This is a genomic window from Streptomyces sp. NPDC096324 (genome assembly GCF_044763015.1).
Lineage (GTDB): Bacteria > Actinomycetota > Actinomycetes > Streptomycetales > Streptomycetaceae > Streptomyces.
Map to the genome: position 1 here is coordinate 182,893 of NZ_JBIWFK010000009.1, position 24,261 is coordinate 207,153.

The 24,261-nt window shown below is 71.8% G+C and carries 23 protein-coding genes and 7 tRNA genes; 10 read left to right on the forward strand and 20 right to left on the reverse strand.

The window, feature by feature from the left end:
• Positions 1-66: 66 nt before the first annotated feature.
• Positions 67-138, reverse strand: a tRNA-Val gene (locus ACIQ7M_RS25740).
• A gap of 39 nt (positions 139-177) precedes the next feature.
• Complete coding sequence (locus ACIQ7M_RS25745; RefSeq protein WP_403648465.1) at positions 178-624, reverse strand: SRPBCC family protein; 447 nt, start codon at positions 622-624, stop codon at positions 178-180.
• 88 nt (positions 625-712) lie between these two features.
• Here ACIQ7M_RS25745 and ACIQ7M_RS25750 point away from each other — a divergent pair, with 88 nt between their 5' ends.
• A complete protein-coding gene (locus tag ACIQ7M_RS25750; RefSeq protein WP_403648468.1) occupies positions 713-3,151 on the forward strand; it encodes an SCO7613 C-terminal domain-containing membrane protein in 2,439 nt (812 codons plus the stop codon).
• Positions 3,152-3,173: 22 nt separating this feature from the next.
• On the opposite strand, the gene ACIQ7M_RS25755 is transcribed toward ACIQ7M_RS25750, so the two are convergent.
• The 7 genes from ACIQ7M_RS25755 to ACIQ7M_RS25785 form a co-directional block, all read right to left on the reverse strand.
• Positions 3,174-5,912 carry a Tat pathway signal sequence domain protein gene (locus ACIQ7M_RS25755; protein ID WP_403648471.1) on the reverse strand — a complete coding sequence of 913 codons (2,739 nt, stop codon included), beginning with the start codon at positions 5,910-5,912 and terminating at the stop codon, positions 3,174-3,176.
• A 101-nt stretch (positions 5,913-6,013) separates the two neighbouring features.
• Positions 6,014-6,634 (reverse strand): hypothetical protein, encoded by a 621-nt coding sequence (locus ACIQ7M_RS25760; protein WP_403648474.1) that lies wholly within the window; start codon positions 6,632-6,634, stop codon positions 6,014-6,016.
• Positions 6,635-6,636: 2 nt separating this feature from the next.
• Positions 6,637-7,554: a carbohydrate ABC transporter permease gene (locus ACIQ7M_RS25765; protein WP_403648477.1), complete on the reverse strand. Its 918-nt coding sequence runs from the start codon at positions 7,552-7,554 to the stop codon at positions 6,637-6,639.
• On the reverse strand, positions 7,551-8,507 hold the full coding sequence (locus ACIQ7M_RS25770; RefSeq protein WP_403648480.1) for a carbohydrate ABC transporter permease: 957 nt from the start codon (positions 8,505-8,507) through the stop codon (positions 7,551-7,553). Before ACIQ7M_RS25770 ends, ACIQ7M_RS25765 begins: the two co-directional genes overlap by 4 nt.
• A gap of 11 nt (positions 8,508-8,518) precedes the next feature.
• A complete protein-coding gene (locus ACIQ7M_RS25775) occupies positions 8,519-9,808 on the reverse strand; it encodes an ABC transporter substrate-binding protein (protein WP_403648483.1) in 1,290 nt (429 codons plus the stop codon).
• Between the two features lie 626 nt (positions 9,809-10,434).
• A tRNA-Val gene (locus tag ACIQ7M_RS25780) sits at positions 10,435-10,506 on the reverse strand.
• Between the two features lie 42 nt (positions 10,507-10,548).
• Positions 10,549-10,983 carry a TIGR02611 family protein gene (locus ACIQ7M_RS25785; RefSeq protein ID WP_355773702.1) on the reverse strand — a complete coding sequence of 145 codons (435 nt, stop codon included), beginning with the start codon at positions 10,981-10,983 and terminating at the stop codon, positions 10,549-10,551.
• Between the two features lie 191 nt (positions 10,984-11,174).
• Here ACIQ7M_RS25785 and ACIQ7M_RS25790 point away from each other — a divergent pair, with 191 nt between their 5' ends.
• Positions 11,175-11,588 carry an SsgA family sporulation/cell division regulator gene (locus ACIQ7M_RS25790; protein ID WP_003959770.1) on the forward strand — a complete coding sequence of 138 codons (414 nt, stop codon included), beginning with the start codon at positions 11,175-11,177 and terminating at the stop codon, positions 11,586-11,588.
• Between the two features lie 267 nt (positions 11,589-11,855).
• Positions 11,856-12,413 carry a CGNR zinc finger domain-containing protein gene (locus ACIQ7M_RS25795; RefSeq protein ID WP_386986143.1) on the forward strand — a complete coding sequence of 186 codons (558 nt, stop codon included), beginning with the start codon at positions 11,856-11,858 and terminating at the stop codon, positions 12,411-12,413.
• A gap of 184 nt (positions 12,414-12,597) precedes the next feature.
• Here ACIQ7M_RS25795 and ACIQ7M_RS25800 read toward each other — a convergent pair whose 3' ends face one another.
• Both ACIQ7M_RS25800 and ACIQ7M_RS25805 read right to left on the reverse strand, forming a co-directional pair.
• Positions 12,598-12,750 (reverse strand): hypothetical protein, encoded by a 153-nt coding sequence (locus ACIQ7M_RS25800; protein ID WP_167455603.1) that lies wholly within the window; start codon positions 12,748-12,750, stop codon positions 12,598-12,600.
• 155 nt (positions 12,751-12,905) lie between these two features.
• Entirely contained in the window at positions 12,906-13,352 is a 447-nt protein-coding gene (locus tag ACIQ7M_RS25805) for a hypothetical protein (protein ID WP_355773698.1), read from the reverse strand.
• A gap of 222 nt (positions 13,353-13,574) precedes the next feature.
• On the opposite strand from ACIQ7M_RS25805, the gene ACIQ7M_RS25810 reads away from it, so the two are divergent.
• The gene (locus ACIQ7M_RS25810; protein WP_355773695.1) at positions 13,575-14,108 is read left to right on the forward strand and encodes a DsbA family protein; all 534 of its coding nucleotides are present in this window, start codon (positions 13,575-13,577) and stop codon (positions 14,106-14,108) included.
• 75 nt (positions 14,109-14,183) lie between these two features.
• Here ACIQ7M_RS25810 and ACIQ7M_RS25815 read toward each other — a convergent pair whose 3' ends face one another.
• The 3 genes from ACIQ7M_RS25815 to ACIQ7M_RS25825 form a co-directional block, all read right to left on the reverse strand.
• Entirely contained in the window at positions 14,184-15,008 is an 825-nt protein-coding gene (locus ACIQ7M_RS25815; RefSeq protein ID WP_355773693.1) for a GNAT family N-acetyltransferase, read from the reverse strand.
• A 126-nt stretch (positions 15,009-15,134) separates the two neighbouring features.
• Positions 15,135-15,956, reverse strand: coding sequence for an aminotransferase class IV (locus ACIQ7M_RS25820; protein ID WP_403648489.1), 822 nt, complete (start codon positions 15,954-15,956; stop codon positions 15,135-15,137).
• Between the two features lie 90 nt (positions 15,957-16,046).
• Entirely contained in the window at positions 16,047-17,093 is a 1,047-nt protein-coding gene (locus ACIQ7M_RS25825) for a chorismate-binding protein (protein WP_355773688.1), read from the reverse strand.
• A gap of 156 nt (positions 17,094-17,249) precedes the next feature.
• Between ACIQ7M_RS25825 and ACIQ7M_RS25830 the strand changes: the two genes are divergently transcribed.
• The 5 genes from ACIQ7M_RS25830 to ACIQ7M_RS25850 all read left to right on the forward strand — a co-directional run bounded on the left by ACIQ7M_RS25830 (position 17,250) and on the right by ACIQ7M_RS25850 (position 17,724).
• A tRNA-Gly gene (locus ACIQ7M_RS25830) sits at positions 17,250-17,322 on the forward strand.
• 37 nt (positions 17,323-17,359) lie between these two features.
• Positions 17,360-17,433, forward strand: a tRNA-Cys gene (locus ACIQ7M_RS25835).
• Position 17,434: 1 nt separating this feature from the next.
• A tRNA-Val gene (locus ACIQ7M_RS25840) sits at positions 17,435-17,506 on the forward strand.
• Between the two features lie 34 nt (positions 17,507-17,540).
• Positions 17,541-17,612 (forward strand) — tRNA-Val (locus ACIQ7M_RS25845).
• Positions 17,613-17,652: 40 nt separating this feature from the next.
• Positions 17,653-17,724: transfer RNA gene (locus tag ACIQ7M_RS25850), tRNA-Val, on the forward strand.
• Between the two features lie 139 nt (positions 17,725-17,863).
• Here ACIQ7M_RS25850 and ACIQ7M_RS25855 read toward each other — a convergent pair.
• The 4 genes from ACIQ7M_RS25855 to ACIQ7M_RS25870 all read right to left on the reverse strand — a co-directional run bounded on the left by ACIQ7M_RS25855 (position 17,864) and on the right by ACIQ7M_RS25870 (position 20,446).
• Positions 17,864-18,163, reverse strand: a complete 300-nt coding sequence (locus ACIQ7M_RS25855; RefSeq protein WP_386986154.1) for a zf-TFIIB domain-containing protein — start codon at positions 18,161-18,163, stop codon at positions 17,864-17,866.
• 74 nt (positions 18,164-18,237) lie between these two features.
• The gene (locus tag ACIQ7M_RS25860; protein WP_403648494.1) at positions 18,238-19,197 is read right to left on the reverse strand and encodes an aminoglycoside phosphotransferase family protein; all 960 of its coding nucleotides are present in this window, start codon (positions 19,195-19,197) and stop codon (positions 18,238-18,240) included.
• 567 nt (positions 19,198-19,764) lie between these two features.
• Positions 19,765-19,971 carry a hypothetical protein gene (locus ACIQ7M_RS25865; protein ID WP_403648497.1) on the reverse strand — a complete coding sequence of 69 codons (207 nt, stop codon included), beginning with the start codon at positions 19,969-19,971 and terminating at the stop codon, positions 19,765-19,767.
• Between the two features lie 241 nt (positions 19,972-20,212).
• On the reverse strand, positions 20,213-20,446 hold the full coding sequence (locus ACIQ7M_RS25870) for a hypothetical protein (protein WP_326788867.1): 234 nt from the start codon (positions 20,444-20,446) through the stop codon (positions 20,213-20,215).
• Positions 20,447-20,642: 196 nt separating this feature from the next.
• Between ACIQ7M_RS25870 and ACIQ7M_RS25875 the strand changes: the two genes are divergently transcribed.
• Positions 20,643-21,977, forward strand: a complete 1,335-nt coding sequence (locus ACIQ7M_RS25875; RefSeq protein WP_403648953.1) for a serine/threonine-protein kinase — start codon at positions 20,643-20,645, stop codon at positions 21,975-21,977.
• Positions 21,978-22,080: 103 nt separating this feature from the next.
• On the opposite strand, the gene ACIQ7M_RS25880 is transcribed toward ACIQ7M_RS25875, so the two are convergent.
• Both ACIQ7M_RS25880 and cobA read right to left on the reverse strand, forming a co-directional pair.
• Positions 22,081-22,899, reverse strand: coding sequence for an RNA methyltransferase (locus ACIQ7M_RS25880; RefSeq protein WP_355773798.1), 819 nt, complete (start codon positions 22,897-22,899; stop codon positions 22,081-22,083).
• Between the two features lie 64 nt (positions 22,900-22,963).
• Positions 22,964-24,196: a uroporphyrinogen-III C-methyltransferase gene (cobA, locus tag ACIQ7M_RS25885; RefSeq protein WP_403648502.1), complete on the reverse strand. Its 1,233-nt coding sequence runs from the start codon at positions 24,194-24,196 to the stop codon at positions 22,964-22,966.
• Positions 24,197-24,261: the final 65 nt, after the last annotated feature.

Sequence of the window (24,261 nt, forward strand, 5' to 3'; positions counted from 1 at the left end):
CGCCGGCGTCGGCACAACGGCACAACGAAAAACCGGTCCGTCGATGACGGACCGGTCTTCTCCGGGTGGGCGATACTGGGTTCGAACCAGTGACCTCTTCGGTGTGAACGAAGCGCTCTCCCACTGAGCTAATCGCCCGGGAACGGACTGAACCATACAGGTCCCGGCGGGTGCGGTTCAAACCGTTGTGAGATGAGCCCTCAGTCCGCGCTCCCCCGCGCGCATCATCAGGGCGTGGTTGGCGCGGAAGAAGGGGCGTCCCGGCACGGCGAGCCGCCGCAGCAGGGGCGTGTTGACGTGCACTTCCTGGTCGTACCGGGCACGGGTTCCCGGGCCGGCCGCGTCGAAGGTCCAGCGCGCCCAGCCGTCGAGATCACCCGACATGCCGATCTCCAGGACGCCGGCCGCCGGGTCCCGGCGCGCCGCGTGTGCGGTGACGGTGATGTCGTACGGCAGGACCGAGCGGATCCGGATGACGCCGCTGTGCTCGTCGACGGGGGTCACCTCGCGCACCTGGGGCCACCAGCGCGGGTAGGTCTCGGCGTGTTCCAGGACCGCGTAGACGTCCGGCGGCCGCGCGGGCAGCTCCCACACGGCGTGGAAGCGGTAGTGGGTCCAGTCCATGGACCCGAGTGTGCCGACGCGGCCGAGGTACCGGAAGTACCTCCTGAGCATGCCCCCGGATCTGAGTACGGCGTGAGTACGCGCGCTCATGTCCGCGGGCGTGACCCGGACCACACTCCGAACCATGACCCAGATCCCGTCCCCGGCCGACGAGTTGCGGCTCCTGGACACCGAGTTGCGGCAACTCGACGCACGCCGCGCCGTGTTGCTGACCCGTCGCGCCTGGCTGGTGCACGCGCTCCAGGCGGCGGCGCCCGTACGGACCGCGTCCCCGGCGCCCGGGTCCCGGCGGCCCGAGACCACCGCACCAGGAGTGCAGAACGCGCTCCTCCTCCTCGGCGGCATCCTGCTGGCCGTCGCCGCCATCGCGTTCACCCTGGTCGGCTGGGGCCACCTGGGGATCACGGGCCGGTCCCTGGTGCTCGGCGCCGTGACGCTGGCCGCGCTCTGCGCTCCCGTGCCCCTGCTGCGGCGCGGACTGCGCTCGACGGCCGAGACGCTCGCGGGCACCGGGCTCGTCCTGACGGTCCTGGACGCGTACGCCCTGTACGCGGTGGCGCTCCCCGGCACGGACGGCGTCGGTTACGCGGCGCTCGCCTCGGCGGTGCTGGCCGCGGTGTGGGCCGCGTACGGCCTCGCGCTCGGCGCGCCGCTCCGGGCGGCCGGCCCCGGTGCGCGTCCGTCGCTGCGGCTGCCGCTGCCCGCCGCCGTGGTCGCCGCGCAGCTGCCGCTGCTGCTGTGGGCGGTGGCCGCCTCCGCGGGTGCGTACGCCGTCACGGCCGCGCTGCTGGTCACGGCGGCGCTCGACACGGCGCTCGCCCTGCGGGTTCCCGTGCGCTCCGTCCGTGCCGTGGCCGCCGTCGGGGCGTACGGCCTGGGCGGCTGGGGCACCTTCGCGGCCGGCTGGCTGTCCTGGACGGCCGCCGGTCCGAGCGCCGCCGCCCGTGCGGCGGCGCTCCTCCTCCTCGCCGCCTCGGTCGCGCTGACGGCGGCGTGGGGCGCCCCGAAGCCGGGCCTGGGCACGAACACCGCGACGGGCATCGCGACGGCCGGGGGGCTGACCGGTGTCGTCGCGTTCGGCGGGCTGCTGCGCACGTCCCTGCCGGACGCGTGGACGGTCCCCGGTCATCTGGCCTGCGCGATCGCCCTCCTCGCCGTCGCCGGGGCGGGCCTTCCCGCGCCGGTGCGCCGCGGGATCGCCCTGGCCTCGGGCTGTGTGGGGGCGCTCGCCGTGGCCTGGGCGCTGCCCGTGGTCGTGATCACGCTGCTGGGACCGGTCGGGCGGGCGGGCTCCGTCTGGTCCGGCGCTCCGTCGGACGCGCGGGACGCGGTGACGAACAACCTGCCCTGGCCCGCCGACGCGGTCACGGCACCGCTCGTGCTCGCGCTCGTCGCCGCGGTCCTGGTGGTGGCCGTCCGCGCCGCCGCCTGGCGTCCGTACGCCGTGGCCGGTGCGCTCACCCTGGCGTGGGCGACGGTGCTCGTCCTCCCGGCCACCCTCGAACTCCCCTACGCGGCCGCGCTGTCCGTCCACGGGCTCGCCACGGCGGCCCTGCTCGGGTACGCCCGCCGGACCGGCCCCCGACTGACGGCGCTCGTGCTCGCCCCGCTCACCTCCCTCAGTCTCGCCTTCCTCGCGCTGGCCTCCGAGAGCGCGACCCTGACGGTGCTCGCCGCGCTGACCGCCCTGTTCGCGGCGGCCTCGCTGCGGCCCGGCCTCGGCCCGGTGGCGGCGCCCGCGGCGCTCGGGTACGCGAGTGCCCTCGCCTGTGCGGCCGGCGCCTCCCTCGGCCTCCAGCCCCAGCACACGGCGCTGCTCGTGCTGGTCGTGCCCGTGGTCGCCGCGCTGCTCGCCCCGCGCACCGAGGACGTGCCGACGACCGTGTCGATCGAGATCACCGGTGCGCTGGCCGGGCTGCTCGCCGTCTCGCTCGCGGTGGCCGAACCGGCCCTGCTGGCCATGGTCCTGGCCCTGTGCGGCCTGATCGCCGCGGGCACGGCCGTACGGAAGGACCGGCGCGCCGTCGGCCACGCGGCCGCCGCCCTGTTCGTGCTGGCCTCCTGGGTGCGGCTCGCGTCCTGGGGCGTCGGCTCCCCCGAGGCGTACACCCTGCCGGTGACGGTTCCGGCACTGCTCCTGGGCGCGTTCAGGCGCCGCTCGGACAGCTCGGTGTCCTCGTGGACGGCGTACGCGCCGGGCCTGACCGTGACGCTCGTGCCGAGCCTGTTCGCGGCGTGGGGCGACGGTCACTGGCCGCGTCCGCTGCTGCTGGGCGCGGCGGCGCTCGCCGTCACCCTGCTGGGTGCCCGGCACCGGCTCCAGGCTCCGCTGGTGGTGGGCGGCACGGTGCTCGTCCTGGACGCCCTGCACGAACTCGCCCCGTACATCGTGCAGGTGGTGGACGCGCTCCCCCGCTGGACGCCTCCCGCACTCGCCGGTCTGCTGCTGCTCGCTCTGGGAGCCACGTACGAGCAGCGGATCCGCGACGCGCGGCGGGTGCGGGAGGTGCTGGGGAGGATGGACTAGAAGCCGGTCTCCCGGGGACCGGTCATGAGGGCATCCGGTCCCCGAGGAGCGCCAGGTTCTCGATGGCGGCGAGGCCGTAGAGCGCCGTGTCGTTCGTGTAGACCCAGCCGGCCTCGCTGCCCGGCACCAGCGTGACCGGGCCGCTCAGCTTCTCCGTCCTCCAGGGCGAGGACTCGGTGTAGCCGTCGGAGCCGTAGAACTTCGCCCAGGCGCGGGTGGCGAGCCGGTCGTCGCCCGTCTGGACGGCGGCGTACGCGTCGAGGCGCGAATGGCCCTGGAACAGCAGCAGCGTGCCGAAGTCGGTGCCGTACCGGGCCGCCTGCTCCGTCTTGGTGGCGTTGAAGTAGCGGCAGTAGTCGAGGTACGCCTCCTTGAAGGCGGGCATGTCAACGAGATCGATGAGTTCGGCGCACAGCTCGTTCAGGCCGAAGACGGCGGACAGGTGCGAGACGCCGACCACTGGCGCGGCGGCGACGGCGAACCGGCCGGTGTCGAGGTCGTACAGTCCGGAGCCCTGGACGAATCCGTTGGGCTGCGCGGCGATGGTCTCCATCGTCGACAGCACCCGCGCCCTGGCCTTCTCCCACTGCGGCCCCTTGCGCTCCCACTCGGTCAGCCACGCCGAGACGAGCCCGCTCCAGTCCGTGCCGAAGCCGATCGACAGCGCGTGCCGGTCCGGTGTGTACGGCTCCGTGCGGATCTTGCGCAGCGGGTCCAGGGCGAGGAAGGTCTCGTCGGAGTCGACGTTGGCGCGCATGAGGTCGCCGACGCGTTCGTCGGCGGTGAGGAAGTAGTAGTAGCGCCGGTACGTGGTGTTGGCGATGCGCTGCTGCTTGGCGCTGTCGGCGTAGCGCTGCACCCCGTGCCGGGTACCGAGGCCGGCCCACCGGCCCAGGTGGTAGACGTCGACCTCACCGGTGTGCCGGGTCATCGTCTCGGCGAAGCGGAAGACGTCCGCGCGGCCGCTGCGCAGATAGGCGAACCAGAGCCACAGGTCCGGTGACAGTTCGGAGTTGTCCCAGGCGTAGCCGCCGACGTCGTAGCGCCACTGGTGCCTGACCGGGTCGTACGAGTGCATGATGTCGCCGTAGTCCCAGAAGCCGTACCAACGGCGCATCTCCACCTGCTCCTTGTAGTAGGTGAGGAGGAAGTCCAGGTGGTCCTCGATCTTCGCCTTGGCGGGTGTCGAGCGGTCGGGCTCGGAGTAGAGACCCGGACCGAAGACCTTCGCCTTGATCAACTGCCTTGGAGGAGCTGCGAGTTGCGGCAGCACGCGGACGGCGCCGATCTGTTCGGCGAGCCTCTCGGGTGCGGGGGTCGACTCGTTGGCCCAGAAGAGCAGTTCCGAGGTGCGGGCGATGCCGTACGGGGTGCCGAAACCCGGCTCGTAGTCCTCGTAGGTGATGTTCAGGCCTTCGAGCTGTTCCGCGTACGTGTCCTGGCCCATGCCGTCGTGGTAGAAGCGCAGGTCCATGGGCTGTGCCTCGGGCGACCAGAGCCAGAGGGTGACCTCGGCCTCGTCGGTGTGGGCGTCGCGGATGTCGAGCTGGGCGGGGAACTTCTCCCAGAAGTCCCGCAGGCCGAAGGAGAGTCCGCCGCTCGGCCCGCCGACGTAGCCGAAGCCGGAGGCGCGCCGGCCGCCGCCCGCGGCGATCCAGCCGTGCCCCTTCCCGGTGCGCTTGCGCAGGGTGAAACCGTCGGCGGAGAGCTGGGAGAGGGTGTAGTCGCCCCACCGGGGGATGTACGCGAGCCGGGTGGTGACCCGCTGGTCCCAGGTGGACGGGTCGGCGAGCCTCTCGCCGGCGAACTGGGCCGCCTGGACGGCCGCTCCGGGGTCGCGGCGCAGTCCGGTGACTCCCTGGACGGCCTCGCGCAGCAGGCCCGTTCCGTCGCCGCCGACGCGGATGTGCCGGTCGTAGGCGGCGTCCCGCATCGGCACGGCGAAGCGGACGCCGAGCCCGGCCACGAAGTCCCCGCCGCTCTTCCCGGGTTCCTGTTTCCCGTCGAAGGTGATCGTGTGCACCATGCGGAAGGAGTCGGCGCCCGCGTAGAAGTACAGGCGGACCGAGAAGGGCAGCCAACTCCGGGCGCCCTTGCGGTGCTTGCCGTCGATACGGACGACGGCGCGCACCGGGCCGTCCTGTTCGACCTCGGTCGCGGAGATCGCGCTCTCGAAGCGCTCGGACTTCACGGTGCCCTGGTCCCCGTCCTCGATCTCCGGCCGGCGGATCAGGACGAGGCGGCCGTTCGCGGCGATCTCGGTCGTTCCCCGTGTCACGGATCTGACCAGTGCGGAGCCGCTTCTGCCGATCTTCACGGTGATGACCCCGGTCGAGACGGAGACGACCCCGCCGCTCGTGGTGACGGTGACCTTCCGCTCCGGCGCGGCGGCCTCCCCCGGGGTCAGCGTGAACGGGCCCGCGCCCGAACTCATCGCGTGGGCACTCCACTTGAGGGAGCCGTCCGGCCAGTGGGCGATGGGCCAGGACTGCACGGGAACGGCCGTGCCGTCGGCGTCCGTGAGCGCGAACGTCTGGTCCGGCCGGTACGCGCCTCGGGGCCAGGGCACACCGACCGTGGAGCCGGGGGCGGCGCCGAGGCCGCCGTCCTCCAGCCAGTCGAGGCCGACGGGGTCCGCGTCGGCGGCCTCCGCTTGCGACGCGGCCCGCGCGTTCGGGGTTCCGAGAACCCAGCCGGCCTGCGTGGCGGCTCCGGCGACGGCGGCCGCCTTGAGGAGGGACCTGCGGGGAAGGGGCGACATGGCCTTTCCTTTCCTTACGGGATGGTCAGGGGCATGACAGTCATGAAGACGCGACGGAGCGGGGCCGGGCGCTTCCCGCTCCGGCCCGCGGGAGTACACGGTCAGCGGCGCCGGCGACGGCGCTCCTCGACGGCGACGGCCGCCGCGGCCACGGCCCCCAGGACGGGCACCGCAAGCGGCGTGACGAGAACGGCGGAGCAGACGACCACGGCGAGTCCCCCGACGAGCAGGAAGGACCCGGCGGGATCGAGGACGGTACGGCGTCCGGCGTCCGCGAGCAGCGCGCGCCAGGCGGCTCCCGGCTCCCAGACCGCGGCCGCGCGCAGCATCGCGACGGCTCCCCCGATCAGCGCGAGGAGCCCGACGGCCCCGACGAGCGGCCCTCCGGGGATTCCGGCGCGTACGGCCAGGACGTCCACCCGGACGGCAACCGCCCCGGCCCAGCCGGCGACGCCGACGAGCCAGCCGCCGCGTACGGCCGACCGGAAGTCGGCCACGAACTCCCGCCGTCCGCCGCCCTCGTGCGCCGTGCGCCGGCGCAGATGCCGCGCGCCGGCCGCGAACGCGGCGGGAACGGTCACGAGCGGCAGCGAGGCCACCGCGATCCACACACCGGTCAGCAGACACTCCGCGAAGAGGGCGTACCGCTCGGCGAGGACGGACTCGCGGGGCGTCCGGCGGGCCTTCGCCCCGGCGCGGGCCCTCGGCCGGTTGACGGTCATGCTCAGCCCTTCAGTCCCGAGGTCGCCATGCCGTCGATCAGATACCGCTGGAAGGCGAGGAAGAACAGGAGCACGGGCAGCAGCGCCACCAGCGACATCGCGATCATGCCGCCGTAGTTCGCGACCCCCTCCTGGTCGCGGAACATCATCATGCCGAGCGAGACCGTGTACTTGCCGGGCTCGTTGAGGTAGATCAGCGGGCCCATGAAGTCGTTCCAGGCGTTGATGAACGTGAAGATGGCGCTGGTGATGAGGGCCGGACGGCACAGCGGCAGCACGATCGACCAGTAGATCCGCAGATGCCCGCAGCCGTCGAGCCGTGCCGCCTCGTCCAGTTCGCGCGGCAGGTTGCGCATGAACTGCACCATGAGGAAGACGAAGAACGCCTCGGTGGCCAGGTACTTTCCGAGCAGCAACGGCACATAGGTGTTGACCAGCCCCGCCTTCTGGAACATCACGTACTGCGGGATGAGCAGCACGTGATACGGGAGCAGGAGCGTGCCGATCATCAGCGAGAACAGCACGTTCCGCCCGGCGAAACGGATCCTGGCGAAGGCGTACGCGGTCAGCGAGCAGGAGATCAGGATGCCGGCGACGGAACCGAGCGCGTAGAAGAGGGAGTTCTGGAAGAAGGTGGCGATCGAGATGTCGGCGATCCCGTCCGCCAGTCCCTCGAAGTTGGCCAGGATCGGGCCGGTCGGAAAGAGCTCCAGGCTGCCGATGATCTCGCGGCTCGGCTTGAAGGAGGCGCCGACGACCCAGAGCACGGGGTAGAGGACGACCCCGAGGATCAGCAGGGCCCCGATGTGCCAGACGAGCGAGCCGACGCGCCCGCGCCCCGGCGTCCGCGCGTGTCCCGGCGCGCGACCCGGGGTGTCCAGGGTGCCGGGTCCGGGCGCCCGGCCGGTGACGCCGCTCATCGGGTGTCCTCCTCGTAGTGCACCCAGCGCTTCTGCGACCAGAAGAGGACGGCCGTCACCAGGGCGACGGCGAGGAGCAGCATCCAGGCCATGGCGGAGGCGAAGCCCATCTGGGACTCCCTGAAGCCCTTCTGGTAGAGGTAGCAGGTGTAGACGAGCGTGGCGTCGGCCGGTCCGCAGGTGGTGTTGGAGACCACGTACGCCGAACCGAAGATCTGGAACGAGTGGATCGTCTCCAGGAGCACGTTGAAGAACAGCACCGGGGAAATCATGGGCAGTGTGATGCTCCAGAACCTGCGCAGCGGTCCCGCCCCGTCCACCTCCGCCGCCTCGTACAGTTCCTTCGGCACCTGTTTGAGCCCGGCCAGGAAGATGACCATCGGGGCGCCGAACTGCCAGACGGTGAGCGCCACCAGGCTGTAGAGCACCCGGTCCGGATCTCCGACCCAGCCTCCCGCGGGGAAGCCGAGGAGGGACTGCGTACGGTCCACGACGGCGTCGTCGGAGAACAGCGCGCGCCAGACGAAGCCGACCGAGACGCTCGCGCCGATCAGTGAGGGGGCGTAGAACGCGGCCCGGTAGAAGGCCTGGCCCCGGCGGCTCCGCGCGAGGAGCAGGGCCACCCCGAGCGCCAGCAGCAGCTTGAGCGGCGTACCGATGACGACGTACTTGGCCGTCACCTCGACGGACTTCTGCCACCGGGGGTCGTCGAACATGGTGGTGAAGTTGTCGAAGCCGATCCACCGCGGCGCGTCGAAGAGGTTGTAGTCGGTGAAGGCGAAGTAGAGGGAGGCGGCCATCGGGCCGGCGGTCAGCAGCAGGAAGCCCGCGATCCAGGGCGACATGAAGAGATAGCCGGCGAGGTTCTCCCCGCGTCGCCGCCGCCCGGCGGCGCCGGGGGCGGCGAGCCGTGGCTGCGCCGCGTCGGGCGGGGAGTCCTTGACGAGCGTCACGGCGGTTCCCATCAGACGGCGAGGGCGGTCTTCGCCTCGGAGAAGAACTGCTTCACCGCGTCGGAGACCTTGGTGGTGCCCTGCGACATGTCGCCGCCGACGCGCAGGAAGGCGGCTTCGACGGTGTCCGCACCTGCCGGGTGCGGGGTGATGACGCCCAGCACACCGGCCGCGGCGACGTCCTGCTCGTACCGCGCGATGGCCTTGCTGGGGGCGTCGGACGGCTGGAACGCGTCGAACTGCTCGGTGGTGGCGAGGATCCCGCGGTCGTACCCCATCTGTTTGCCGACTTCGGGGTCGTGGACCATGAAATCGATGAACTGGGCGACTTCCTTGGGGTGTTTCGTGTGTGCGGAAGCGCTGAGCATCAGGGAGGCGAGGTACTGGCCGGTCTGTTTGCCGTCGGTCGTCGGGATCGGTGCCAGACCGTAACTGCTGTCGCCCTCGGCCGTATAACGGACGGTGAAGTTGTCCCAGGTGAACTCGGAGGCCGCGTGACCCGCCGAGAGGGAGGACTTGGGCTTGTCCTGTTCGACCCGCTGGGGATCGGTGATGATGCCGGCCTTCACCCGGTTGTAGCCATCGGTCCACCACTCCGTCAGATCGGCCTCGTCGAAACCGAGTCCGTCCTCGGTGAAGAACGCCTTGCCGTTCTGCCGGAGGTAGAGGTCGTACAGGTACATGATGCTGAAGTAGCCGGTGTCGCCCGCCACCTTCTGCGTGTCGTGAATCCTCTTGAGCGCGGCGAAGTACTCGTCCCAGGTCCAGCCCCGCTTCGGCGTGACGCCCGCCTTCTCGAACACCTTCTCGTCTATGACAAGTGACATGGTGTTGGATCCGACGGGAATTCCGAGCTGCTTTCCGTCGACCTGCCCGACCTTCTCGACCCCGGCGCGGAAGCCTTTCAGGCTGAGATTTCCGGCGTCTATCTGGGACTTGAGGTCGAACAGGATCCCTCGCTTGTCGTACTTCCGCAGAAATCCGACGGCGTTCTGGAATACGTCCGGCGGATTTCCGCCGGCGGCCTGCGTCTGGAACTTCTCCCAGAAGGCCGCATAATCCTGGAAGTCCGTCTGCACCTTGATCTTCGGATACTTCTTCTCGAAGAGCGCGATGGACCGGTTGATCCGCTTCGCCCGCTCGTCCGCACCCCACCAGGCGTAACGGATCGTCACCGTCCCGTCCCCGGCGCCGCTTTCGCCCCCACCGCAGCCGGCCGTCGCGGCCAGCCCCGACGCGACCACCGAGGCTCCGGCCGCCTTGAGCACCGTCCGCCTCTCGACCCTCCCGCTGTTCCCCACTGCCAGGCCTCCCCGCACCGTCGCCGCCGCCTGCATGAATCGTTTCAAGTAAGCGCTTGCTGGCACAAGGTACGGAGGCGCTTCGGGTGCGTCAATGATTCGGGCAGGAATTGATGTGCGGCGCTCCGATCCCGCCGCGCCGGCCACCGCGCCCCCGCCGGCGCATTCGCACAGGAGTACGCAGGTCGGGCCCGCGCGGTCGGCCCACCGAACGATCCGGGCCCGGCGGCACGATCCGCCGCCGCGGCCGAAAACGTACTCCCGTGAAGGGTGCTGACGGGGTGTCGGCGGAGCCGGGGGAAACGGAGCGTGAGGGTGAGGGACTCTTCGCCCCCTCCGCCCCTACCCGACCCACACCTGGGGCTCCGCCCCAGACCCCGCTCCTCAAACGCCGGAGAGGCTGAACCTCACGCAAGCCACGACGCACCCGCAACCGGCATCCGGCGCGAGGGGCCGTGCCGGTACATCGATGCCCGTCGCCACCGACGGCCACATCTCCGTCCAACGGCGACGGGCTGATGCACCGGCACGGCCCCGACCCACCCACCGGACCGACACCGCGACGGCGGACAACGAGAAAGGCCCCGGTCCACGGTGTCGTGGGCCGGAGCCTTTCTTCCTACGTGTGGGCGATACTGGGTTCGAACCAGTGACCTCTTCGGTGTGAACGAAGCGCTCTCCCGCTGAGCTAATCGCCCGGGCGCAGGAAGAACATTACCCCATGTCAGGGGGTGCCCAGGTCACTCCGTGATGTTCCACGGCATCACCAGCCCGAACCTCCACAGATACACCCCCACCAGTACAGCGACGATCACCAGCCCCACCGTGGTGAGGATGATGTTGCGACGCCGGACCTTCGGATCGAGCGCCCGCTGGGCGGCCTCCGTGACCTTGCGCTTCGTCCAGCGCAGCACGAGCTGCGCCCAGACGAACTCGGTCGCCCAGATCGCCATGCCACCGAAGATCACCAGCCACCCGGGCCCCGGCAGCGGAAGCATGACCACACCCGCAGCGACCACCGCGAGCCCGACCACGAAAACGCCCACCTGCCAGCTCACGTGCAGCGCACGCCGAGCCTTGATGTATTCAGGCGCACGCGAACCGAGCGCTCGCTCATTGTTCGCCCCGTCGCCCGCCGTGGCGACCTCGCCCGACTCGTCACTCCCCGTATTCATACGACCAAACCCTACCCGAGAGAAACCAGTCACCGGAATGGCCCTATCCGGAGATCGCGCCCTCGGCCGGATGAGTTACATAAAGACATGCAAAACCCTCAGAGGGGTTTACAACGGCACCGTAGGTGGCATGTCGATTTCGCCGACGTGCGAATCCCCGAGCGCACACTGAGCGAAAGGCCCTGGCGCTTATGAACACCACGGTCAGCTGCGAGCTGCACCTGCGCCTCGTTGTGTCGAGCGAGTCCTCACTGCCTGTACCCGCAGGACTGCGGTATGACACGGCCGATCCCTATGCCGTGCACGCCACCTTCCACACCGGAGCCGAGGAAACCGTCGAGTGGGTGTTCGCCCGCGACCTCCTCGCCGAGGGCCTGCACCGGCCCACCGGTACCGGCGACGTCCGAGTCTGGCCGTCCCGGAGCCACGGCCAGGGCGTCGTATGCATCGCCCTGAGCTCCCCAGAGGGTGAAGCCCTGCTCGAAGCCCCCGCGAGGGCCCTGGAGTCATTCCTGAAGCGAACGGACGCAGCCGTGCCGCCGGGCACGGAACACCGGCACTTCGATCTCGACACGGAGCTCTCACACATCCTGGCCGAGAGCTGACGCGTCACGACAGAGCCGCCCGGCGCCGTCCACTCGGGGAGACGGCTCGGGCCTAGACAACCGCATAGGGAAGCCACCGGCGTCGGCACCGCGCATGTCTCGCGGTGGCGGCGCCGCTGCGCGTCCCCACACCTCCCACGCACGTAGCTCGCGCCCCCACGCACGCACTCCCGCCCCCACGCCCGTCTCGGTCGCGCCGGGAAGCCACTACCATCGGCCAGCATCGGGCGGGCGCCCTCGCCCGACCCCCAGGCCAGGGAGCGAAACGTGCTGATCACCCACGACACCCGGTGCGCACTCGACGCCGTGGTGGATCTGGTGAACACCGCGCCGGAGGACGAGACGGCGGACGGGCTCGCCGATGTGCCGTCCCTCGCCGATTTCGTACGAAAGCACGAGATCAGCGATGTCGGGGTGCTGTCGGAGCGCGATCTCGCCGCCGTACAGGACGTTCGGGGCCTGTTCGCCGGGATCTTCGCGGCCGACGATCCGCGGACCGCCGCCTCACTGATCAACGAACTGGTCGCGGCCGCCGGCACCACGCCCCGGCTGACGGACCACGACGGCTACGACTGGCATGTCCACTACTTCGCGCCGGGCGCCTCGGTCGCCGACCACCTCGCGGCCGACTGCGGCATGGCGCTGGCCTTCTTCGTCGTCGCCGGGGAGCAGGACCGGCTGCGGCGGTGTGAGGCTCCGGACTGCCGACGGGCCTTCGTCGATCTCTCGCGCAACCGCTCCCGCCGCTACTGCGACAGCCGCACCTGCGGGAACCGCCTCCACGTGGCCGCCTACCGGGCGCGCCGCAAGGAAGCCGCCGGCTGACGATCGCGAGCAGCCGACCGTATGGCCTCCGGAGGCGAGCAATCCCCAAGGCCGGACAGCCGCGCCGATGGACAGCCGGACCGACGGACGACCGGACCGACGGTCGGACAGACAGACAGCCGGGCTGACGACTGCCGGACTGACGGAGCCCTCGGCGGGTGACGCCAGGGGCTCCGTGTACAGCTCAGAGCAGCAGCAGGTCGTGCAGCGAAGCCATGAGCAGCAGACAGCCGATCACCGCAAGGAAGATCATCAGCGGCGGCTGGGAGAGCGCGAAGAGACAACCGCGCCGCTCCTCGGGCGGAGCAGCGGTGTCGCTCGTTGTTGTGTCCAGCATCTCGCGGGCGATGATGACGCAGAGAGCACCCGCTTCGCGATCAACACGCCCGGAATATATGGGAGTTCGCTGGATGATGTGACGACCGCGCCCGAACGTGAACGGTTCCGCGCGTTCCCTGCGTCACGCTTGTGATCTTGTGTCGCTTCTGCCGGTCATATGCCGTGCTTCTTCAGGATCGCCTCGATGTCGCTGAAGTCGTCCCCGGAGCCCGTCGCCCGCGGTGTCGACGCCGGTCGGGAGCCGAGCCCGGCGCCCGGGCCCAGCGAGGGGGCCGAGGCCGCGGGCGCCGCCGCCTCGCGCTGCGCGGCGGCCTTCGCCGCCTTGCGCTCCTTCCGGGTCCCACCGCCGCGCCGCTCCACGGCACGAGTGATCATGAACAGCGCCCAGGCGCCGCCGAGCACGATGAAGCCGGCCCAGGCGGTCGGGCTGAACGCGGTGTCGGCCAGCCAGCCGACCACCCCGGTCATGACCAGGCCGATCGGCACCAGGGAGTAGGCGGCGATCCGCGCGGCCGCCAGGAAACGCTTGCGGTACGCCGTCACCGCGGCGATGCCCAGGCCGGCGACGGAGACGGCGGAGCAGACGGTCTCTGCGATCATTCCGGTCCTCCAGGCAGGGCTCGGTGCGGCACGTTCCTCATCCCTTCCATCCTGCACCGCCCCATGCCCGGTATGCCACGGTCCGGGCAGACCTCAGGGACATCTCGGGGTCGCCGTCCTCCTCAGGTCCCGGTGCCCCCGACCCGCACCGGACCGCCGGTGAAGCCACTCCCGCGCCGGACTGGTGGAACCTGCGCCGCACCGGACTGGGAGACTGGATCCATGAACGACTTCTCCGCCTCCTCCGCCACGCGCCCGGCCCCCGTCGTCCTGGACGTCTGGTGCGACCTCCAGTGCCCCGACTGCCGGAGCGCTCTCGCCGACCTGGGCGCGCTGCGCGCCCGCTACGGCGACCGCCTGGAGCTGCGGCTGCGGCACTTCCCCCTGGAGAAGAACAAGCACGCCTTCGCCGCCGCCCAGGCCGCCGAGGAAGCCGCCGAGCAGGGCAGCGGCTGGCCGTACGTGGAGGCCGTACTCGGTCGCGTCGAGGAGTTGGACCGCAAGGGCGGCGAAGCCTTCCTGATCGAGGTCGCCCGGGAACTCGGCCTGGACGCCGAGGAGTTCGACACGGCCCTGATCGACGGACGGCACATCCTGATCGTCGACGCGGACCAGGCCGAGGGCAAGGCGATCGGTGTCACCGGCACCCCGACGTACGTCATCGGCGATGAACGCCTGGACGGCGGCAAGAGCCAGGAGGGACTGCGCGAGCGGATCGAGGAGATCACCGACCGGCTCCTCGCCGAACAGGCCTGAACAAGGCCTCGTACGAGCCCGGACAAGACCGTGTCGGGGGAGCCTCGACGCGCCCGCGACAGAACCGCGTCCCGCCTAGAGCAGCGTCTTGTACAGGTGGTACGCCGTCGTCTCGTAGCCGAGTGACTCGTAGAGCCGCTCGGCCGGGGTGTTTCCCGCGAAGACGTTGAGCCCGATGCGGTCCAGTCCGGCGGCCGTGGCCCGGACCTCGGCGAGCCGCATGAGCGTCCGGCCGTGGCCGTGGCCGCGCTGGTCGGCGCGGACCCCGACGTCGTAGACGAAGGCCTGTCCGCCCCGGCGCCCCAGCCAGAGTTCGCCCACGGGGACGCCCTCGTGCTCCAGGACGCTCAGCCACATGTTCGCGGTGGCCGGGCCCTCGGGCAGCGCGCCGCCGAAGTCGCGGTCCGCCTTGGCGAGCGCCTCGGCCTCCGGCAGCCCGCGCCGGATCCAGTCCTCGGCGTACCGCTGTCTGCCCACCCGGTCCCAGATCTCGTACTCGTCCCGCGTCATGGGACGGTCGGCGCTGCCCGGGGGCAGGACGAGCGCGGAGCCGTCGACCGCCTTCTCCATGATCCGGTTGCGCGGGACGTAGCCGAGCGCCCTGGTGAGTGCCAGGGCCGCGGTGGCGTCGCCGGGAACGGTCAGCACGATCTGCCGGCAGCCCCACCCGCGCGCGACCTCCTCCGCGGCCAGCGCGGCCACGGTGCCCCGGCCCCTGCCCCGGTCCGGCTCGTCGATGCGGAGCTCGTGGATCCTGGCGGCGGGCGGTCCCGCGCCGAGTTCCGTGGCGAGGTGGACCCGGCCGACGGGACGGCTGTTCACGCACACCTGGTAGCGGCGTGAGAGGGTCCCGTCGGCGGCGCGATGGAGCGGCTCGGTCGGCCGCAGTGTCGTCGTCATCAGGGGTGTTGTACCCGCTGGCGACCGGGTCGTCAGCCGAATTACCCGGCGCGGGTCGCTCGAATGGCGCGGCGACCGCCGCTCGAAGTGCCCCGCGACAGGCGGCCGGTGGCCCGCCGTGCCCGGTCAGGGATCGAGGTCGTCCCCGGCCCGTTCGTCGAAGACGCGCATCGCCTTGGCGGTCACCGGGCCCGGCGCGCCCGGCAGTTCGCGCGTGTCGACCCGGTGCACGGCCTGCACGTCGCGCAGGGTGGAGGTCAGGAAGATCTCGTCCGCGCGTTCCAGGACGTCCAGCGGCAGGTCGGTCTCCTTGGCGCCGGTCCATTCGACCGCGAGGGCGCGGGTGATGCCGGCGAGGCAGCCGGAGGCGACCGGCGGGGTGTGGATCTCGCCGTCGAGGACGACGAAGACGTTCGACCCGGTGCCCTCGCAGAGTTGGCCCACCGTGTTGGCGAACAGCGCCTCGGACGCGCCGTGTTCCCGCGCGCGGGCCAGGGCGACGACGTTCTCGGCGTACGAGGTGGTCTTGAGGCCGGTCAGGGCGCCGCGCTCGTTGCGGGTCCAGGGGACGGTGACGACGGCCGTGGAGTCGGGGCGCGGGGCCGAGCCGCCGAGAGCGACGACGAGGGTCGGACCGTGCTCTCCGCGGTCGGAGCCGAGCGGGCCGTGACCGCCGGTGTAGGTGATGCGGAGCCGGCCGAGCGGCATCGGGTTGGCCTCGAGGACGGCGGCGCAGGCGCGGCGCACCTCGTCGACGTCGGGCTCGGGCAGACCGAGGCCGCGTGCCGAGCGGGCCATCCGGTCGAGGTGGCGGGTCAGCGCGAAGGGCCGGCCGTGGACCGCCTTCACGGTCTCGAAGATGCCGTCACCCACGGTCAGCCCGTGGTCGAAGACGGAGACACGGGCGGCCTCGATGTCCTGCAGCCCGCCGTCGAGCCAAAGCTTCACTGGTCCTACCTCGCATGTGAATGTGCCGGACGCGTGGTCCGGCACGGCGTTCCGGCCCCGGTCCCCGCGTCGTCCGTCCCCGCAACCGGGTCAGTCGGTGAGGGTCCCGTCGCCCGCGTCGTACGTTCCCGACGCTACCGCGAGCAGCCGGGACGCCTTCAGCTCGGTCTCCCGCCACTCCCCCTCGGGGTCCGATCCCCAGGTGATGCCGGCCCCCGTACCGAAGCGCAGGACACCGTCGGCGCGGTCGATCCAGAAGGTGCGGATGCCCACGGCCAGCTCGCCGGTGGCGCGGTCGGCGTCGACCCAGCCGATGCCTCCGCAGTACGGGCCGCGGGGCGCGGTCTCCAGGGCGTCGATGATCCGCAGGGCGCTGGACTTCGGAGCGCCGGTGACGGAGCCGGGCGGGAAGGCCGCGGCGAGCAGCCCGGGCCAGCCGACGTCCTCGCGCAGTTCGCCGCTGACGGTGGAGACGAGGTGCACGAGCCCCGGGTGCTTCTCGACGACGCACAGGTCGGGCACGGTCACGGTGCCGGTGGCGCAGACCTGGCCGATGTCGTTGCGGACGAGGTCCACGATCATCACGTTCTCGGCGTAGTCCTTGTCCAGGAGGTCCGCCTCGGTGCGTCCGGTGCCCTTGATCGGTCCCGACTCGACGGAGCGGCCCGCGCGGCGCACGAAGAGTTCCGGGGAGGCGGTGGCTATCTCGACGCCGTGGTCCGGCAGCCGGATCGTTCCCGCGTACGGTGCCGGGTTGCCGCGGGCCAGCAGGGCGGTGAGCGCGTCGACGTCGGCGTCGGCCGGGACGGGCGCGGAGAGCACGCGGCAGAGGTTCGCCTGATAGACCTCGCCGACCGCGATGTGCTCCCGGATACGTCGTACACCGGCGGTGTACGCGGCGTGGTCGAGGGACGACGTCCAGTCACCGGCCGCCGGGCCGTGCCACCGTCCGGGCACCGGGGCGGGCACCGGCTCCTCTCGTACGTCGCGGAAGCGGGCGCAGGTCAGACGTCCTTCGAAGTCGGCCGAGACGGCCCAGAAGCCGGTCGAGTCCAGGGCCGCGGGATCGCTGGTGACATCGAGGAGACCGGTCGCGACGAGGCCGCCGAAGCGGGCGAGAGGAGGGAGGTCGAGCACGCAGACGAGTCTAGGGCGGGTGTCCCGCGAGTGCCCTGACCATGTCCTCGGGGGGACAGACCGCAGCACGCTGCACAAACGCGTTTTTGTGCTGGCCCGGGAATCCGCTAGAGTTCAACTCGTCGCCGGGACGCGCAAGCGAAACGGAAACGACAAGCGGACGTAGCTCAGTTGGTAGAGCGCAACCTTGCCAAGGTTGAGGTCGCCAGTTCGAACCTGGTCGTCCGCTCGCAGGAAGTGGGGGATCTTCCCGAACCCGCACTCCTGGTGGAGTGGCCGAGAGGCGAGGCAACGGCCTGCAAAGCCGTCTACACGGGTTCAAATCCCGTCTCCACCTCCAAGGACGATTAGCTCAGCGGGAGAGCGCTTCCCTGACACGGAAGAGGTCACTGGTTCAATCCCAGTATCGTCCACTGGTCCGCAAGGACCCGATCCGCGAGGATCCCCGCGCGATTAGCTCAGCGGGAGAGCGCTTCCCTGACACGGAAGAGGTCACTGGTTCAATCCCAGTATCGCGCACGCAGTACCAGCAGCAAGCGGGGCTTCGGCCGCGTGACCTGCGCGATTAGCTCAGCGGGAGAGCGCTTCCCTGACACGGAAGAGGTCACTGGTTCAATCCCAGTATCGCGCACAAGCAAGCCCCCGGTCGTCTCGACGACCGGGGGCTTCGTCGTGCTCCGGCCCCCCGGACGGACCTGTGTGACCTGACCCACGGGACCCGGACACGCCGAAGGGGCCCCTCCGTTTCGGGAGGGGCCCCTTCGGGTGGCTCAGGAGGAGAAGAGCATGTGGCCGAAGCTCTTGTGCCGGTGGTGGCCGCCGTGGCCGCCGTAGTGGCCGCCGTGGCCGCCGTGCTGCGGGGCACCCCACGCGGGGGCCGGCGCGGACGGGTACGCCTGCGGGGCGGCCTGGGGCGGCGGCGCGGGCTGGGACCACTGCGACTCGACGCGGGTCAGCGCCTCCAGCTCGCCGTAGTCGAGAAAGATGCCGCGGCAGCCGCTGCACTGCTCGATCTGGACGCCATTGCGGTTGTACGTGTGCATCTGCGCATGGCATTTCGGACACTGCATGCTCGGCTCAACTCCTCGCCGGTCGGTACTGCTTCCGCCAGGACAGACACCGCCCGGCTTCGGTCGGTTGCAGCCTACGTCGCGAATCCTCGGGTCAACTCGGGCGGGACGGCACTCATTCGGTCGCAGGCGTCGACCACGGCCTGCTGCACCTCGTCCAACGGCCGTTCCGCGGCGACGGACTTGGCGACCGCGAGGGCGGCCGTCTGCACGGTGAGGGCGCGGGCCGCGACGTCCAGGGCGGGCCAGGGATCACCGTCGGCGGGGACGGCGGGACCGCCCGCGGCCCGGTAGGAGTTCAGGAAGCGGAGCCATTCGTCCGGCGGCAGCAGCCCGCAGGCGTACCAGGCGGCGGGGCGGGCCAGGTCCCAGGCCGGTGCGCCGACACCCAGGTCGTCGACGTCGATGAGGAGCCAGGGACCGTCCGGAGCGGGGTGGCGTACGAGCTGGCCGAGGTGCAGGTCACCGTGACACAGGGTCGTGGCGTCGGGCATGGGGGCCTCGGCCCGTGCCCAGGCGGGCAGCGCGGCCCAGGCCCGCAGGACCGGGGCGGCGGCCGGGTGCGGGCCGGCCGCGCGCATCCGGGCCATCGCGCGGGCGGCCTTGACGGGTCCCCGCATGGGCGGCAGCCCGTCCGGGGCGGGAGTCCGGTGCAGCCCGGCCAGCAGGTTCGCGGCCGCCTCCCAGGGAGCCGCGTCGGGTGCGTCGGGGTCGACGGGAGCGCCGTACGGCCACAGGGTCACCCGGCGGCCGAGGAGGCCGGCGGGTGCCGGGTCCGCCGGTGGCAGGAGGATGCCGGGGAGGCGTGTGGCCGCGGCGACGCGGAGCGCGAGCGCGTGGGGTTCCGTGTCCGGGGCGTGGGCCTTGGCGACGATGCCGCCGTGGCGGACCACGGTGCCGTCGTCGCGGTCCGCGAGGAGGGTGTCCTCGGCGCCGCAGGAACAGGTTCCGCGGGGACCGGGCACAGCCGCCGCCGGGTGCGCCGCGCCGCGCGCCGCGGCGGCGAGCGCGGCAGGCAGGCTGGTTGCGGTCACGGATCCCCCTGAGCTGGACGACGGGCCCGTACGACGTCCGCCGGCACCTGCCGGTGAGGGTAGCCACCCGAAGCCGGCCCCCGACACCTGGACCCCGGGGCCTGCCAGGCGGATCAGGCGACCAACCCCAGGTCCTGCCGTTCGGATCAGGTGGCACCGAGGCTCGGTGCCCTTTCGGCCGGGGAGAGCGGGGCTCGGTACGAGGCGGAAGGCGCCGAGCCTCGGGCGCTCGGCCGGCTCCTCTCCCCCACCCCGAGGCTCCCGGTCCCCACGGGCGGCCCCGTGGCGCGGCGTGCGGGCCGCCGGGGCGTGCCGGTCTCGGGCGCGGACCCGCCCCGAAGCAAGAGAGCCTGCCGCCCCGGCGCCGGCGCCGGACGGCACGGAGCACGCGGCACGCGGCACGCGGCACCAGAGGCCAGACTCCGGACGCCGGACGCGAAAAAGAGATGCCCGCGCAGCTCCCCAGCTGCGCGGGCATCTTCCTGCCGTCCGCCGCACCCCCGTCCCCACGGGGTTTCATGGCCGGATGTCCCCGCCCGGACCGCTCTTCCGGGCCTGGGGCGCCGCTCAGCGCCCCAGCATCACGCCCACGGACGACGCCTGTGTGACCACCGCGTCCCAGCCGCCGAAGACGACCACGAGCAGGGCCGCCAGAGGAAGGACCATCGCTGTCGCCACCAAGGGGTGGCGCCGGCCCTGACGGGTGCCGAACGCGGCGGTGTACGCCTTGCGTCCTTGCGTGCGGAGCTCTGTCCGCGGTGCCGTGTGGGCCATGGTCCCTCTCCTGACCGAGATTCTGTCGTGCCTGGCAGCGGCGGGTGTCTGACCTCGGGGGACGAGTGCTGCACCCGCCGCTTGACCTCAAATCTAGGCGTGCGACGACGACGGGTCGTCATGCCCTCGTACCGATTGCCGGGCCTCCCGGAGGATGAGCCGTGACCTGCGGAGTACTACCGTGGGTGGAGACGCGGACCCAGGTCTCGGGGTCTTCCCGGAGGGGACGTCCGATGTGCCCCTACTGTTCCGAGCTGTCCTCCCGGGGAACCGGCTGCTCGACGAGCGCCAGCACCCGAGTCGCCATGAAGCGGGCGGTCCGTACCACTGTTCCGTTTCGAGTGACTTCGCTCACTTCCACCACACCTCGGCGCACCGCCGTCTCCACCCGGCGACCCGCCCTGCTCGCCACCACCTCGTACGTACGCGTCGTGTCCCCTGCGTCCACGACTATCTCCACGCGGTCACCCCTCACGGGCTCAATCCCCCTTCAGCGATGGATGGTTGGGATCAAGAGCAGGTCAAGGAGGCACTGTTCGCACGCTCCCTGACCACCTCTCAAGTTTCCCACCCGGCACTGACAATCGATCGGGACGAGAGGGCGCGGCCTCTGCGCGCACCCGGCCGCGGAAACGTAAGCTGTGGCTCGTCAAACGGACCGGGCAGCGGGGATGGACATGGCGATGATGCGCCTGAGGCGCGAGGACCCGCGTGTCGTCGGCTCGTTCAGGCTTCACCGACGGCTTGGCGCGGGGGGTATGGGTGTTGTCTACCTGGGCTCCGACCGGCGGGGCCAGCGGGTCGCACTGAAGGTGATCCGGCCTGATCTGGCGGAGGATCAGGAGTTCCGTTCCCGGTTCGCGCGCGAGGTCTCGGCGGCACGGCGGATCAGGGGCGGATGCACGGCGCGGCTCGTCGCCGCGGACCTGGAGGCGGAGCGTCCGTGGTTCGCCACGCAGTACGTGCCCGGCCCCTCCCTGCACGACAAGGTCGCCGAGGAGGGTCCGCTGTCGGCGGCCGACGTGGCCGCGGTCGGTGCCGCCCTCTCGGAGGGTCTGGTCGCGGTGCACGAGGCCGGGGTGGTCCACCGTGACCTCAAGCCGTCCAACATCCTGCTGTCCCCGAAGGGGCCGCGGATCATCGACTTCGGGATCGCGTGGGCGACCGGGGCGAGCACGCTCACGCACGTCGGCACGGCGGTCGGCTCCCCGGGTTTCCTGGCGCCGGAGCAGGTGCGCGGTGTCGCCGTCACCCCGGCCACGGACGTGTTCGCGCTCGGGGCGACCCTCGCGTACGCGGCGACCCAGGACTCACCCTTCGGGCAGGGCAGTTCCGAGGTGATGCTCTACCGCGTGGTGCACGAGGAGCCGCAGCTCCACGGGGTTCCGGACGCGCTCGCCCCGCTCGTCCGGGCCTGCCTGGCCAAGGACCCCGAGGAACGGCCCAGCACCCTCCAACTGTCCCTGCGGCTCAAGGAGATCGCGGCCCGCGAGGCCCAGGGCATGGTGGACGCGCGGCCGCCCGCTCCCCGCTCTGATCCGGACCGGCCGACGGGCCGCCTGGCCGAGCAGTACGCCGAACAGCGCACCCAGCGACGGCCGGGGACCACTCCCCCGCCGCGGGGGGCCACTCCCCCGCCGCGCACCGGCGGGACGAACGGCGGATCGCGGTCGGGTTCGCGTCCGGCGCCCGTCCGCAACACCGGCCGCACCGGCAACAGGCCCGCCCCGCGCAGTGGCGCCGGACGGCCCGGTCAGCGCACCACCGGCACCGGCCGGCGGCCCGCCAATCCGCGGCTGCTGCGCCAGCGGCTCTTCGTGTTCGTGGTGGTGACGCTGTTGGTCGCGCTGGGTATCGCGGCGGCCCAGGGGTGCCAGGGTCCGTCCCGCGGACTCGACGACGGCCCGCGGGGCGGCGTACAGCACGCACGGTCGGCGTCCGGGGCCCTGGCGGTGGGCGACGCGATCGGCCGTCCGTACCGGAGCGCGCTGCACAACGACGGCTAGGGGTCGCGTTCGGAACCGGACCGATCTTCATCTGATCCGGTCCCGACGGCACCCGGAGGACGGCACCCCACGACACCCCGGGGCACCCCTCGGAGCGCGGCTCTCAGCTCGTGGGCCGGCCCGTCGCCACCGCGTAGAAGGCGACCGCGGCCGCCGCGCCGACGTTCAGGGAGTCGACGCCGTGGGCCATGGGGATGCGGACCCATTCGTCGGCCGCCATCAGGGCCCGGGTGGACAGCCCGTCGCCCTCCGCGCCGAGCATCAGCGCGACCCGGTCCATCGTGTGCGGGGCGGCCTCGTCGAGGGACCTCGCCTTCTCGTCCGGGGTGAGGGCGAGCAGGTTGAACCCGGCGTCGCGGACCGACTCCAGGCCCTTGGGCCAGGTCTCCAGACGGGCGTACGGAACCGAGAAGACGGCGCCCATCGAGACCTTCACCGAGCGGCGGTAGAGGGGGTCGGCGCAGTCCGGGGAGAGCAGGACCGCGTCCATGCCGAGCGCGGCGGCGGAGCGGAAGATGGCGCCGATGTTGGTGTGGTCGTTGACCGACTCCATGACGACGACCCGGCGCGCGGTCCGCAGCAGTTCCTCGGCCGTGGGCAGTGGCTTGCGCTGCATCGAGGCGAGCGCTCCCCGGTGCACGTGGTAGCCGGTGACCTGCTCGGCGAGCTCGGGGCTGACCGCGTAGACGGGTGCCGGGAGTTCGTCGATGACGTCGCGCATGACGTCGACCCACTTGGCGGACAGCAGCATCGAGCGCATCTCGTAGCCGGCGTCCTTGGCCCGTCTGATGACCTTTTCGCCCTCGGCGATGAACAGGCCCTCGGCGGGTTCGCGCTTGCGGCGCAGTTCCACGTCGGTCAGGCCCGTGTAGTCGCGCAGACGCGGGTCGTCGGGGTTCTCGACGGTGATGAGATCGGCCACAGGGTGATACTGCCTTGTCCTGGGTGCGGTGCCAACGGCTGGGAACGGGTTGGGTTACCCGTGGTTACTCGGGAAGTCCGGGGCCGACGTCCACGACCTCGCCGATGACGATGACGGCGGGCGGCCGCACGTCCTCGGCGCGCACCGTGTCCGCGACGGTGGCCAGGGTGGCGTCGACGCGGCGCTGTGCGGCGGTCGTGCCCTCCTGGACGAGGGCGACGGGGGTGTCGGCGGGCTTGCCGTGCGCCACGAGCGTGTCGGCGATCCGGCCGATCTTGTCGACACCCATGAGGACGACGAGGGTGCCGCGCAGCTTGGCGAGGGCGGGCCAGTCGACGAGGGAACGCTCGTCGTCCGGGGCGACATGGCCGCTGACCACGGTGAACTCGTGGGCGACGCCCCGGTGGGTGACCGGGATGCCCGCGGCGCCCGGCACGGAGATCGAGCTGGAGATGCCGGGGACGACCGTGCAGGCGATCCCGGCCTCGGCGAGTGCCTGGGCCTCCTCCATGCCACGGCCGAAGACGAACGGGTCGCCGCCCTTGAGCCGGACGACGGACTTGCCCTGCTTCGCGTGCTCGATGAGCGCGTTGTTGATGGCCTCCTGGGCCATGAACCGGCCGTACGGGATCTTCGCCGCGTCGATCACCTCGACGTGCGGCGGGAGTTCGGCGAGCAGGTCGCGGGGGCCGAGGCGGTCGGCGATGACCACGTCGGCCTCGGCCAGCAGCCGGCGTCCGCGGACGGTGATCAGATCCGGGTCGCCGGGGCCGCCGCCGACGAGCGCGACGCCGGGGGTACGGGTGCGGTGGTGCGGCGCGACGAGCGTGCCGTCGCGCAGTCCCTCGACCACGGCGTCGCGGATGGCGGCGGTGTGGCGGGGGTCGCGGCCCTTGGCCTCCGTGGTGAGGACGGCGACGGTCACGCCCTCGCTGTGGCCGGTGGCCGGGGTCCAGGCCGTCGCCGCGTCGGCGTCGTCCGAGCGGACGCACCAGACGCGCCGGCGCTCGGCCTCGGCACTGGCCTCGGCACTGGCCCGCGGGTCGCTGGTGGCGATGAGCGCGTACCAGGCGTCGGCGAGGTCGCCCTCCTCGTACGGGCGCCTGGTCCAGGTGATCTCGCCCGCGTCGGCCATCGCCTCGACGGACGGGGTCGCCTGCGGGGACACGAGGTGGACGTCCGCGCCCGCCGCGATGAGCGCGGGGAGCCGGCGCTGGGCCACCTGGCCGCCGCCGAGGACGACGACGCGACGGCCGGCGAGGCGGAGGCCCACCGGATATGCGGGGTGTTCGGCCATGGCGGTGCGGCTCCTCGTACGGGCAGGCGGTGCGGTGGGCGCTGCGGCTCTGGAGCGGCCCTGAC

Bases quoted from the DNA above. Each gene is read 5' to 3' on its own strand.
- ACIQ7M_RS25745 (WP_403648465.1), bottom strand. From the start codon at position 624: ATGGACTGGACCCACTACCGCTTCCACGCCGTGTGGGAGCTGCCCGCG.
- ACIQ7M_RS25750 (WP_403648468.1), top strand. From the start codon at position 713: ATGTCCGCGGGCGTGACCCGGACCACACTCCGAACCATGACCCAGATC.
- ACIQ7M_RS25755 (WP_403648471.1), bottom strand. From the start codon at position 5,912: ATGTCGCCCCTTCCCCGCAGGTCCCTCCTCAAGGCGGCCGCCGTCGCC.
- ACIQ7M_RS25760 (WP_403648474.1), bottom strand. From the start codon at position 6,634: ATGACCGTCAACCGGCCGAGGGCCCGCGCCGGGGCGAAGGCCCGCCGG.
- ACIQ7M_RS25765 (WP_403648477.1), bottom strand. From the start codon at position 7,554: ATGAGCGGCGTCACCGGCCGGGCGCCCGGACCCGGCACCCTGGACACC.
- ACIQ7M_RS25785 (WP_355773702.1), bottom strand. From the start codon at position 10,983: ATGAATACGGGGAGTGACGAGTCGGGCGAGGTCGCCACGGCGGGCGAC.
- ACIQ7M_RS25790 (WP_003959770.1), top strand. From the start codon at position 11,175: ATGAACACCACGGTCAGCTGCGAGCTGCACCTGCGCCTCGTTGTGTCG.
- ACIQ7M_RS25800 (WP_167455603.1), bottom strand. From the start codon at position 12,750: ATGCTGGACACAACAACGAGCGACACCGCTGCTCCGCCCGAGGAGCGG.
- ACIQ7M_RS25805 (WP_355773698.1), bottom strand. From the start codon at position 13,352: ATGATCGCAGAGACCGTCTGCTCCGCCGTCTCCGTCGCCGGCCTGGGC.
- ACIQ7M_RS25810 (WP_355773695.1), top strand. From the start codon at position 13,575: ATGAACGACTTCTCCGCCTCCTCCGCCACGCGCCCGGCCCCCGTCGTC.
- ACIQ7M_RS25815 (WP_355773693.1), bottom strand. From the start codon at position 15,008: ATGACGACGACACTGCGGCCGACCGAGCCGCTCCATCGCGCCGCCGAC.
- ACIQ7M_RS25855 (WP_386986154.1), bottom strand. From the start codon at position 18,163: ATGCAGTGTCCGAAATGCCATGCGCAGATGCACACGTACAACCGCAAT.
- ACIQ7M_RS25865 (WP_403648497.1), bottom strand. From the start codon at position 19,971: ATGGCCCACACGGCACCGCGGACAGAGCTCCGCACGCAAGGACGCAAG.
- ACIQ7M_RS25875 (WP_403648953.1), top strand. From the start codon at position 20,643: ATGGACATGGCGATGATGCGCCTGAGGCGCGAGGACCCGCGTGTCGTC.
- cobA (WP_403648502.1), bottom strand. From the start codon at position 24,196: ATGGCCGAACACCCCGCATATCCGGTGGGCCTCCGCCTCGCCGGCCGT.